We start from the raw sequence: 11,022 nt of genomic DNA on the forward strand, positions 1-11,022 counted from the left end.
CCGGAATGTATCCTTCTTATTGTAACGCGAGAAGGAGATTTTGCAAGTTCCGTGCCATAAGCGTCAAATAATTATCGCCCGCCGCTGCCTGCTCCTGTGTCAAGCCTTCCAGCGGATTCAAGACGAGCGTATCGATCTTCGCTTCCGAAGCCAGCGTCTGGGCCAATTGATCGGATACCAGCTCTTCGAAAAAGACATATTTCAATTGCTTCTCCTGCACCAGCTTCGACAGATTCAGCAGATCCTGCGCGCGCGGCTCCGCATCCGGGGAAATACCCATTATCGCATGCTGGCGCAGATCGTAATCCCGCCCCAAGTAACCGAAGGCCTGATGCGATACGATGAGATCGCGCTTCGCGACGCTCTTCAGCTTCGACGTATATTCCTCATCGATCGAAGCGAGCTTCGCTTTCAACTGCTCATAGTTCTTCTCATAGTCGGCGCGATGCTCCGGATCGGCATCCACGAGCGCGTTCTTCACATTCACCACCATAATGAGCGCAGACTTGGGACTGATCCATGTATGCGGATCGATATCGCCATGGTCATGTCCATGCTCGTCCTCATAGGCCTGCTCGCCTTCGGCGTACGCTTCTTCCTCGTGTTCCTCTTCGCCTGCCTTCAGCAGCGTGACTCCGTTGCTGACCTCGACGGTCTTCACCTTCGAGTCGGCAGCCAGCCCCTTCTGGAAATCAGACAGCCAGCCTTCGAATCCGGCTCCGTTCACGAGCAGCAGCTGCGCGTTGGACACATTCTGCAAATCCCGGCTCTTCGGCGTCCAATCATGCGGCTCGACTCCCGTCGGGATCAGATTAGTCACCTGAACATGTTCTCCTCCGATCTCGCTTGCCATGTAATAGATCGGATAGAAGCTTGTGATCACGTTAACCTTGCCGTTGGCCGCTCCTTCTGCACCTGAATCGTTATTCGCGCATGCACTCAGCAGCAGAAGACTGCAAGCGAGCAGCGCCAGCATGATGAACCGCAGCGACAGACGCCGTTTCCCAAGATTCATATTCCAACTCCCTTTCCTGTGTCTTATTCTTTCTATTTCGTAATTATTACTATTAAGATTATAGCAGGGCCGAAGCACATGTCAATCCCTGCTTGCGGAAAAATAGTGTGTCATGCTTTGACATCCTTCTCCCCCAATCATAAGATGATAGGGGGCCATCTGGCATCTGCATCCCGCAGCAAACCTAATTTTTTTATAAGGAGCAAGGAGTGAAAAGTTTGGAATGGATAGACTGGCTGAAATACGCCATCCTGGGCTTGGTGCAAGGGGTTACGGAGCCCCTCCCGGTGTCTTCAAGCGGGCATCTTGTTATAGTTGAGAAATTATTCGGCATAGATATCGAAGGGCTAGGATTTGAAGTATTCGTCAATTTCGCCTCTTTATTGGCTATTCGGCCTGGCCCAATCGCTCGCCTTAATTCCCGGTATCAGCCGCTCCGACGCGACCATCGTCACCGCCATGGCGCTCGGATGGAAGCAGGAGACGGCGCTGCGGTTCTCCTTCTTCTTGTATATTCCCGTCAGCTTGGGCGGCATGCTACTCGAAGGGAAGGACATGCTGAAGGATCCGGCGCTCGGGCAGTTCATCGGCCCGTATTTGCTGGCCTTCGTCTGTTCCCTGGTCGCCTCCTACTTCGCGCTCCGCTGGTTCATGGGGCTGATGGCGCGGGGCAATCTGAAATGGTTCTCCCTGTACTGCGTGGCAGCCGGCCTCTTCGTGCTGCTGTTCCTGAATTGATCCGTATGGACGAACACATAACGGGGGTGTCCCAAAAGTCATTGAAAATGACTCGGGACACCCCTTTTCTCAAGAATGTAAAACAAAAAGAAATCGTTCTTTAGTACCATGGAAGTACCGCTCAAAAGAGCGGTTAACCGAACTGCTACACCTTCTCTTTCCATGTTGCTACCACATCTTTATCCCAGACGACAGAAATTTCGTGTAATGGGAGCTAACCTACTTCACGACCGCTCCGTTCGGCATGCTGTCCGGCACGGTAGCCACCGTAAGCTGGCCATCCTTGGACGCGGCCAAAATCATGCCTTGCGACAAGACGCCGCGCAGCTTGACCGGCAACAGGTTCGCGACCACAATCACTTTGCGGCCGATAAGCTCCTCCGGCTTGTAATATTGCGCGATGCCGGAGACGACCTGGCGCTGCTCGTACCCGAGATCCAGCTCCAATCGGAGCAATTTTTCCGCTTTTGGCACCGGCTCGCAGTGCGTCACTTGGCCCACGCGCAGCTCGACCTTGCCGAAATCGTCGATAGTGATCTCTTCCTTGGCGTCGGCAGGGGGACCTGCCACGGGCTCCGCTTCCACCGGCGCAGACACTGCTGCAACCGCATCGGCTGAAGCGGATGCGGTTGCCCCGTCGCTCATGTTCTCCGCGATGAATGCCGCCTCTGCGGCAGCCTCCAGGCGCGGGAAGATCGGCGCGGCCTTGACGACGCGCGTGCCTTCCGGAATAACGCCGAACGTGCGGGCCGCATCCCAGTCGGCGCATGACTCTGGCTTCAGTCCGAGCTGCTCCCAGATCAGCGCAGGCGCCTTCGTCAGGAACGGCTGGAGCAGAATCGAAGCGATGCGTAGGCTCTCCGCCAGATGTGTCATCGCCGAAGCCAGTTCGCCGCGTCGCGCTGCATCCTTCGCGAGCGCCCACGGCTGTGTCTCATCGATATATTTGTTCGTGCGGCTGATGAACTGCCAGATCGCGCTGAGCGCAACGGAGAATTCCATCTTCTCCATCGCCGCTTCCACCTTATTTACCGTGTGGCCTGCAATCGAGGCTAATTCGCCGTCGAACGGAGTCACCTGCCCCTGGAACGCCGGTATGACGCCATCGAAATACTTTTCGATCATCGCCACCGTACGGTTCAGCAAGTTGCCCAAATCATTCGCCAAATCGTAATTGATACGCTCCACGAAGCCTTCTGGCGTGAATGTGCCGTCGGAACCGAATGACACCTCGCGCAGCAAATAGTAGCGGAGCGCGTCCAGACCATAGCGGTCGATCAGCATGACCGGATCGACGACATTGCCTTTCGACTTGGACATTTTGCCGTCCTTCATCAACAGCCAGCCGTGCCCGAACACCTTCTTCGGCAGCGGGAGTCCAAGCGCCATCAGCATAATCGGCCAATATATCGTGTGGAAGCGGATAATCTCCTTCCCAACCAGGTGCACATCGGCCGGCCAAAATTTTTCATACAGCTCTGAATGGTTGGAACCGTAGCCTAACGCCGTAATGTAATTCGTCAATGCATCGATCCAGACGTAGACGACATGCTGTGGATCGCCGGCCACCTTGATCCCCCAATCGAACGACGTGCGGGAGACGGCCAGATCCTCGAGCCCCGGCTTGATGAAGTTGTTGATCATCTCGTTCTTGCGCGATTCCGGCTGAATGAAGTCCGGATGCTCTTCATAGTAAGCCAGCAGTTGATCGACATACTTGCTCATGCGGAAGAAATAACTTTCCTCCTTCACGAGTTCTACCGGACGCCCGCAGTCCGGGCAATTGCCGTTGTTCAATTGACGCTCGGTGAAGAACGCTTCGCATGGCGTACAGTACCAGCCCTCATAGCTTCCCTTGTAAATGTCGCCCTGCTGAAGCAGCTGATCGAAAATTTGCTGGACGACCTTCTTGTGGCGCTCCTCCGTCGTACGGATGAAGTCGTCGTAGGAGATATCGAGCTTTTTCCACAGCTCTTTAATCCCTACGACGATATCGTCCACGAATTGCTGCGGCGTCTTCCCTGCTTCCGCCGCCTTGCGCTCAATCTTTTGCCCATGCTCGTCCGTTCCCGTCAAGTAACGGACATCGAAGCCGCGCAGCCGCTTGTAGCGGGCCATCGCATCGCCGGCTACCGTCGTATACGCATGCCCGATATGGAGCTTGTCGCTCGGGTAATAGATCGGGGTCGTGATGTAAAAGGTTTTATTCTTGTTGGCCATCCTGCCCATCCTCCTTCATATTCGCTTGCAGCCGCTGACAGTGAACCCCGGAATGCACGCAAAAAGCTCTCATCCACTTGGGACGAGAGCTGAACTCACGCGGTACCACCCAAATTCCTGCCGTCTTCCCTTCCTCTTCTACAGGGCAGTGGCGACAGCTTCATTGCGGCCGATTCAACCGGCCTCGAGCATTCGTTAACGGGAATGAGCCGCCGCAGGCTTGCCTTCTATCGCCATTCGCGTACAGAAGCTCGCAAGCGGTTCCTCCGGGACCATGTTCGGAAGGGTTCACATACCGGTTCTCAGCAATCCCGGCTCTCTTCGATGCTTACGCTTCCTACTTATCCGTTCATCGGATGATATATACACTAATGTCTGCAGCTTAACTCCAAATATATCCCAGCCCTCCACCACATGTCAAGAGCGCTTGAGCGGAACTGGATCGTAGCCGCCCGGATGGAACGGGTGGCAGCGGCCAATCCGCTTGATCGCAAGCCAGCTCCCTTTGATCGGACCGTGAACCTCGAGCGCTTCCAGCGCATAGGCCGAACAGGTCGGGTAAAAGCGGCACGTCGGAGGCTTCAACGGGGAGATGAATTTGCGGTACAATCTCACCGGCCCCTGCAGCGTCCGCACCGCCCGCGACGGGCGTGAAGCGGCCTGCCGGCCCGCATCTTTGGGCGATCTCATGGCCGGGCACCGTCCTTGTCCGCTTCGGAACCAACTGCATGCGAACAGGCTTCGCAATAGCCGAAGACTTCGAATTTATGCTTCACGACCTGGAACTTCTCCGGCACATCGGTCAGCGGCATCGGACAAAAATGTATCGGATACGTCTTCTCACACTGCAAGCAGATCATATGATGATGGTGGTGCTCCTCCGCGCAATGAACCCGGAACTTGACTCCATCCTCGAAGACGATCTGCTCCAGCACGCCCAATTCATGCATGACGCGAAGATTGCGGTATACCGTATCAAAGCTCAAGCCCAAGTACCGCTTCCCCATAAAATCATAGACATCCTTCGGCGTGAGGAAGCCGTCCGTATCCGCGAATAATTTGGCTAGCATGCGACGCTGTTCCGTAATCCGCAGTCCTTGCGCCGCCATGATGTCCAATATTTGATCTGTGGTCAGCATCGGTGTCCCTCCCGTAGATTCCGAACCTCTTTTATAATAATGATCGATTGTCCTCCCTTAGTCAAACATTATGGAAAGCAGGTGAGCGGATGATTCGACAACAACAAACCTTGGTTCTAAGTCCTTATGTGGCACTGTATGACATCGTTGTACCGAAGGACAATATGCTCCGTCAAATCAATGAACTGGTTCTACTACTGCGATTAAAAGATATGAACCTGCTCGACATGCTCATCGGGCAGACAGTAGCTCTCGCGATCGAGCAGGGTATCTTAAAGAGTGCCTCTATCATCGTAGATGCCACGCATACGGCAGCTGTCATTACGACAGGTGAGAAAAATGATGGCAAGCCATTGCAGACACTGATCGAAAAAAGCCAAGCCACCGGGATGCAGGTCAAAACGGTAATTGGGGATATGGCGTATTCTGAGAAGGATAACCTGATCTACACGAAACAAAACGAGATTGAACTTGTAGCGAAACTTTCGCTGTAAATCTCAAGCGAATACTGAAATTAGTAGACTAAGAACTACTGGTGAATACAGCATTATGAAGACAAAAAGAAGACATTCATCTCCAAAACGCGGGGTGAATGTCTTCTTTTTACACTATCTGCACCGCCTCCGAAGAAAAACGCAAGTTCTTCAGTGGCCTCCCGCGACGGTGCTCTCTTTTGATCGTTCTGATAAGGATTGGATGATGGCTTACTCAGCTGGCTTTTCTTGTGGCAATGGTAAGAATAACAGATTGACCGGCATATTGCTGCCCGCAGCCGGCGTGAACAGAATCTCTACTGTCTCCTGATAAGCTCCAGTCCGGTAGACGACGCTGGCTTCGTTCGGATTGTTTAATCTTCCGCTATTCGGCGTCTGCAGGGTTTGTCCGTTCACATACAAGCCGCCAGAGTAGGAGCCGCCGCGCGAGTTGAAGGCGATTAGGGTATGCGGGGCCACATTTTGCAGCTTGACGCGATACAATACGCCATAGTTGCCGGCGTTCACTTGGCTTTCATATGTCATCATATCCGAACCTACAATGTATTGATCATTCGTCTTGTCGGCGAATACGAGACGGGACGCTACTTCCCCTACCCGTTCGGCGATCGTGAAGACGCGATCCGCATTGTTGAACGTGCCTCGGATATGGGTGCCGTCAGGCTCAAGTTCCTTGAGCTTGTTCAGTTCCTGCAAAATATCCTTCGAAGCGTCCAGAGCGACGACCGAATATTCCAACGTGTTGTCGCCGAAAAAATCGGCATACATCGTATAGATGTCATCCGGTCTCATCACGCGCTCGTTCAATTCCGGCATCAGCACCCGGGTCTCGTTCGGCTGGAGCACAAGCTCATTAATTTCTTTCTCCTGCTCGAACGATTCCATATATCGAACCGACGCGAGCTTCCCAGTCTGCTGTGGATACGGGTTAGGGCCGGCTTGGCCATAATGCTCCACATAGACGGTTGCCGGATCGTCGGATACGTTCTTCGCAAGCACGTAAAGCTGCATCTTCTTGTCCGTACCATTCTTGTGATGCAGGAAAATACGGGCACCGCCTGCAACGCGATCCTTGTACACGATTCCTTCCTCAAGAACCGTCTCCGGGGAATTCGCACGGTACAATGTCCGGTTCTCTTCCTTCACTTCCGGCTGAAGCAGCTTCATGTCCAGTACGGAATGTGCGCCAAGCGGGAACACTTCGCCGTACTCTGTGTACAGCAGGTTGAATTCATCGACGGAGTACAGTTTTTCATCCGAGATCATGATGGTCTGGGAATACTCATCCGTCAGCCCGAACTCATTCGTAACCTTGAGCGTAATCGTCTGCGGACCCGGCTCAAAAAACGCATGCTCGTTGTTGGTCCATACCCGCTCCGTGATGGAATCCTCTTCGTCTGTGCTCAAGTCTTCGTAACGGATATATTCCCCCATCTTATAGGTGGTCTTTGGCGTCCGGAAGTAGGCCTTCGGCGGCTCCTTCGCCGGCTGGACCGTAATATTGACAGCGTAGGGTTCGCTTATGTTGCCGCGCTCGTCAACGACTCGAAGCGTGATGGTGTAGACGCCCGGCGCATCATAATAGTCCTCGAGCCCTTCCCACTGCTCATCGACTATCTTCAACCCGGTTGGACTCGTGGATTCGTTCGTGACCGTCACGCGGGTCTGCGTCGCGAAAATTTCCTCTTCATTTACGCTGAATTGGGCAATCGGCTGCATATTCAACTGAATCACAATCCGCTTGTTCTTGCTGTCCCATGTATATGGATAGCCAAGAGCCTGCATTGCAGATGTGACCGGCACCATAAACGTGCCTTTGTCAATATAGGCTTCCCCGCTCATCTTCGTCGGAGAACCGTTCACCCGGTACTGATCGCTATCGGCCTGATAGCGCAGCTCCTTGTCTCCGTTCGTAATGATCGTTTCCTTTGTCTTATTATCGAATCGGGTTTGCAATCCGAGCCGCTCCACCAAGGACCGTAGAGCGATATAAGAGACGCCCTTTTTGACGGTAATTGGCTGTGGGGACGTATATTTGACGCCGTTATGAAACATCACGTTGCTGTTCGCCATCAAGATAAGCTCATCCTTGCCGACGGTTCCGGCGAATGGATCCGGGGCAACCGCATCCGGGTTAGCCGCATCCGGGTTAGGCGTGTCTGGATTGTCCGCGCTTCCACCGCCGTCCAACTCTTCCCCTGTAACGTCGCCTTGCTGCTCGGTTTCAACATCTGCTTCCGTTCCGCTTGCCGCACTGCCGTCTCCCTCTGCAGCAACCATGATGGGAACAACCGTAATCAATTGTATTGCCGCCAAGCAAGTAACAAATAGCTTTTTCCAAAATTTCATTTCTGTGCGTTCTCCTCACCCATCGTAATCATTTGTGCTCCTATTGAATCCTGGCCACGTATTGAACATAGTCTTAGACGCAAAAGGTTACAAAAAGTTTCTTTTTTCGTAACCATTTTTGCAGAAAGCAATCATACGGAAGGAATTCCGACGAATAACGAGAAGAAATCGCAGCGGGTCCGACAATTTGCCCGAGAATCTCCCTATCCCCAAACAGGCCTATCAGGATTGCGCTTCAAGCAAAACAATGTTACAATTTTAACGTAACATTGTTACGACAATGGCGTGAAGGAGGCTTTCCGCTTGGCATGGACGAACAATTGATATCCAAAAAAGAATTGCTCGATTTGACCGGTATCTCTTATGGACAGCTGTACCGGTGGAAGCGCAAAAATCTGATACCGGAGGCGTGGTTTATCCGCAAGTCAACCCACACCGGCCAAGAGACTTATTTTCCGAGAGAGAAAATATGGGGGCGCATCAATAAAATCATCCATATGAAAGAGGATCTGTCGCTCGATGAACTGGCGGACATGTTCTCGCCCAATGTCGCAAGCACTGCATTCAGCAAGTCCGAGATCATCGGCTGCGGCATCGTGTCGCCGATGGCGCTTCAGGTGTACGCCGAGCAAATGGGCGACGCTGAGGCATTCTCCTTCGAGAAGCTGCTGCACATTTACGTGCTCGATCGGCTGCTGCAATCCGGCGATATGAGCCTGGAGGAAGGCATGCTGCTGCTTCAACTGCTGCGCGATCATTATGGCAAGTTCGATGGGAAGGACTGCGATCTGATACTGGTCCGCAAGATGGGCATCAGCTCGCTGCTGCTCGTCTCCAGCCCGGAAGAAGTCTGCGTCGACACCGGCACGAAAGTCGTGACCTGCCTGTCGCTCGCCAGTTGCCTCGAAGAATTGAAAGGCAAACTTACGTAACGGAGGTACATTTATGTCTCAAGCAACGGGAGATATTATGATTTCGGGTCTTGGAAGCTCGTCCGGCGGCACGTACCAGCGCGTTCGTATCGACGGTGTCGGCGATATCAACGGGGATCTCGTATGCACATCCTTCGTCTCCAACGGGAAAGGCAACGTAACGGGCAATCTGGAGGCGGGCATGACCGAAGCTCGCGGGATGCTTACCGTCAAGGGCAACCTCCAATCGGTTCATAGCCGCATTGACGGGACAGCGCGGCTGGATGGTCATTGGTCGGGCGATACGATCGAGCTAAACGGCACCGTCACCATTGCTTACGATTGTCAGGCCGAGTGCTTCATCTCCCACGGCACCTTCCATATTGGCGGACTGCTCAACGCAGGTACGATCGATGTCAAGATGGTCGGCGGCTGCCGGGCATGGGAAATTGGCTGTGAGCGGATTCAGGTTCGACGGAGCGCCGCGTTATCGCTCTTCAACAAGCTGTTCTCCTCGTTCATCAACCGTCCTCCGTTGGAGGCGGACACCATCGAGGGAGACATCGTAGATCTGGAATATACGCGGGCCCGCGTCGTGCGCGGCAATCATGTCAAGATCGGTCCCGGCTGTCGGATCGATCACGTCGAATACCGGCAATCCGTACAACTGCACGAAGAAGCGCAAGTGAACAGCCACCGGAAGCTGTAGTGAATGAACGGATGCGGGCTGCCCGGGAGTCGTCCCTTGCGGCACCGTCAAGCCCGAACAAGGAGGAATCAGCATTAATATGGAACAGCGACACAATCTGAAAATAATGGGCTCCTCACAAGCAGGCGGAGGAGTATATGATAAAGTAAGCATTATGGGAGATGGCTCCGTGCACGGAGATGTGGACTGCCGTCAATTCAGCTGTGCCGGAACCGCCCATCTCGAAGGCAGCGTGAAGACCGGCGTAATGAAAATTCGTGGAACCTCCCAAGTGAGCGGGAGCGTAAACGTGAACAAGCTCTCCATTCAAGGGCAGGTCGAGATACGCGGCAGCATGCGGGCTGCGGAGGCCAGTATTGGCGGCATGGCGAACATCGGCTGCCATCTACAGGGCGAACGTCTGCGTTTGAAAGGCTCTGTGACGGTGCAGGGCGATTGCGAATTCGAATCCATTACCGCCAACGGCTCGCTCCAAGTCGAAGGCCTGCTCAATGCCGGCAGTCTGGATCTTCGTCTCCAGTGGCCCTGCCAGGCCCGCGAGATCGGCGGCGATACAATCAAAATCCGCCGCGGCAGCGGACTCGGCAATCTGCTCGGCTTCCTCCCCGGCTTGTTCAACATAGTGCCGGATGCGCGCATGAACGCCGACCTGATCGAAGGCGATTATGTTGAACTGGAGCATACGACGGCACGCGTCGTCCGCGGGAACGATGTCGTCATCGGTCCGGGCTGCGAGATCGGTCAGATCGAGTACCGCCGGCAGCTGCACCGCCATCCGGACAGCACCGTTCATCATGTGATTCAATTGTAGCCGGATAGTTGCCTGCCGGCTCACACCATCCGACATCAGGGACGGGATGCGAGCATCCCGTCCCTGATTCAATCGGTTTGGTTGCCATGCACCCCGTACCGGCGGCGCAGTTCGACTGAGACCGTGCGCACCTCGTCCGGCTCCGGCAGACGTAGCTTCGCCGCCGCGGCCGCCATTCCCTGCTCCGTCTGCCGCTCGCGGATGACCCGCTTCACGGCCGCGGTGAAGGCCGCTGCGGCATCCGCATCGCGGCAAAGCCCGGCCGCTTCCTCGAGGCTGGCCGTGCTCTCCTCCGTCACGCGCGGATAGTCCCGCTCTGTGCCGCCGGCGGTTGCCCGCGCATAGAATTCCCGCACGAGCGCGGCACTGTCGCCGCCAGAGCCGCCGGCAATGACGAACGCCTGCACGATGAAGGCGTTCGCCTGCCGGCGCTGGGCGATGCCGCAAAATTTCCGGCCGCCGATGCTGAGATCGAAGTCGCCGGGGCAATAGGCCCCTTCGACCTCGCCTGTGTCGACGCGGCAGCCGGAATGCTGCAGCGCGAGCCGAATCAAGCGGTACATCCGCTCGAAATCGCCGTGGAAATGCTTATCGCCTCCCTCCTGCTTCGGCAGGATGAGCGACAGATTGACGACG

General features: G+C 54.7%; 9 protein-coding genes and 2 pseudogenes. 5 read left to right on the forward strand and 6 right to left on the reverse strand.

Annotated elements, in window-relative coordinates:
* Positions 1-16: 16 nt before the first annotated feature.
* On the reverse strand, positions 17-1,015 hold the full coding sequence (locus PPOP_RS11755; RefSeq protein ID WP_006286584.1) for a metal ABC transporter substrate-binding protein: 999 nt from the start codon (positions 1,013-1,015) through the stop codon (positions 17-19).
* Positions 1,016-1,233: 218 nt separating this feature from the next.
* Between PPOP_RS11755 and PPOP_RS11760 the strand changes: the two are divergent.
* Positions 1,234-1,753, forward strand: a pseudogene (locus PPOP_RS11760) (undecaprenyl-diphosphate phosphatase).
* Between the two features lie 219 nt (positions 1,754-1,972).
* On the opposite strand, the gene metG reads toward PPOP_RS11760, so the two are convergent.
* From metG to PPOP_RS11775, 3 genes are all read right to left on the reverse strand, one after another.
* Complete coding sequence (gene metG, locus PPOP_RS11765; protein ID WP_006286586.1) at positions 1,973-3,973, reverse strand: methionine--tRNA ligase; 2,001 nt, start codon at positions 3,971-3,973, stop codon at positions 1,973-1,975.
* 417 nt (positions 3,974-4,390) lie between these two features.
* Complete coding sequence (gene yidD, locus PPOP_RS11770) at positions 4,391-4,663, reverse strand: membrane protein insertion efficiency factor YidD (protein WP_042228593.1); 273 nt, start codon at positions 4,661-4,663, stop codon at positions 4,391-4,393.
* Complete coding sequence (locus tag PPOP_RS11775) at positions 4,660-5,112, reverse strand: Fur family transcriptional regulator (protein ID WP_006286588.1); 453 nt, start codon at positions 5,110-5,112, stop codon at positions 4,660-4,662. The genes yidD and PPOP_RS11775 overlap by 4 nt, the downstream gene beginning before the upstream one ends.
* Positions 5,113-5,201: 89 nt before the next feature.
* On the opposite strand from PPOP_RS11775, the pseudogene PPOP_RS26315 reads away from it, so the two are divergent.
* A pseudogene (locus PPOP_RS26315) lies at positions 5,202-5,429 on the forward strand (IS5/IS1182 family transposase); the annotation flags it as partial.
* Positions 5,430-5,816: 387 nt separating this feature from the next.
* On the opposite strand, the gene PPOP_RS11785 reads toward PPOP_RS26315, so the two are convergent.
* Positions 5,817-7,955, reverse strand: coding sequence for a stalk domain-containing protein (locus PPOP_RS11785; RefSeq protein ID WP_042228595.1), 2,139 nt, complete (start codon positions 7,953-7,955; stop codon positions 5,817-5,819).
* Between the two features lie 308 nt (positions 7,956-8,263).
* Between PPOP_RS11785 and PPOP_RS11790 the strand changes: the two genes are divergently transcribed.
* The 3 genes from PPOP_RS11790 (at position 8,264) to PPOP_RS11800 (ending at position 10,386) form a co-directional block, all read left to right on the forward strand.
* A complete protein-coding gene (locus PPOP_RS11790; RefSeq protein WP_006286591.1) occupies positions 8,264-8,887 on the forward strand; it encodes a YhbD family protein in 624 nt (207 codons plus the stop codon).
* A 13-nt stretch (positions 8,888-8,900) separates the two neighbouring features.
* Positions 8,901-9,575 (forward strand): hypothetical protein, encoded by a 675-nt coding sequence (locus PPOP_RS11795; protein ID WP_006286592.1) that lies wholly within the window; start codon positions 8,901-8,903, stop codon positions 9,573-9,575.
* A 79-nt stretch (positions 9,576-9,654) separates the two neighbouring features.
* A complete protein-coding gene (locus PPOP_RS11800; RefSeq protein ID WP_006286593.1) occupies positions 9,655-10,386 on the forward strand; it encodes a polymer-forming cytoskeletal protein in 732 nt (243 codons plus the stop codon).
* Between the two features lie 68 nt (positions 10,387-10,454).
* On the opposite strand, the gene PPOP_RS11805 is transcribed toward PPOP_RS11800, so the two are convergent.
* Positions 10,455-11,022 (reverse strand): lipoyl protein ligase domain-containing protein (locus tag PPOP_RS11805; RefSeq protein WP_006286594.1); only part of this gene is annotated, 568 nt, incomplete at its 5' end.

Source organism: Paenibacillus popilliae ATCC 14706 (genome assembly GCF_000315235.1).
In the GTDB taxonomy this organism is placed as follows: domain Bacteria; phylum Bacillota; class Bacilli; order Paenibacillales; family Paenibacillaceae; genus Paenibacillus_B; species Paenibacillus_B popilliae.

Bases quoted from the DNA above. Each gene is read 5' to 3' on its own strand.
- PPOP_RS11755 (WP_006286584.1), bottom strand. From the start codon at position 1,015: ATGAATCTTGGGAAACGGCGTCTGTCGCTGCGGTTCATCATGCTGGCG.
- metG (WP_006286586.1), bottom strand. From the start codon at position 3,973: ATGGCCAACAAGAATAAAACCTTTTACATCACGACCCCGATCTATTAC.
- yidD (WP_042228593.1), bottom strand. From the start codon at position 4,663: ATGAGATCGCCCAAAGATGCGGGCCGGCAGGCCGCTTCACGCCCGTCG.
- PPOP_RS11775 (WP_006286588.1), bottom strand. From the start codon at position 5,112: ATGCTGACCACAGATCAAATATTGGACATCATGGCGGCGCAAGGACTG.
- PPOP_RS11785 (WP_042228595.1), bottom strand. From the start codon at position 7,955: ATGAAATTTTGGAAAAAGCTATTTGTTACTTGCTTGGCGGCAATACAA.
- PPOP_RS11790 (WP_006286591.1), top strand. From the start codon at position 8,264: ATGGACGAACAATTGATATCCAAAAAAGAATTGCTCGATTTGACCGGT.
- PPOP_RS11795 (WP_006286592.1), top strand. From the start codon at position 8,901: ATGTCTCAAGCAACGGGAGATATTATGATTTCGGGTCTTGGAAGCTCG.
- PPOP_RS11800 (WP_006286593.1), top strand. From the start codon at position 9,655: ATGGAACAGCGACACAATCTGAAAATAATGGGCTCCTCACAAGCAGGC.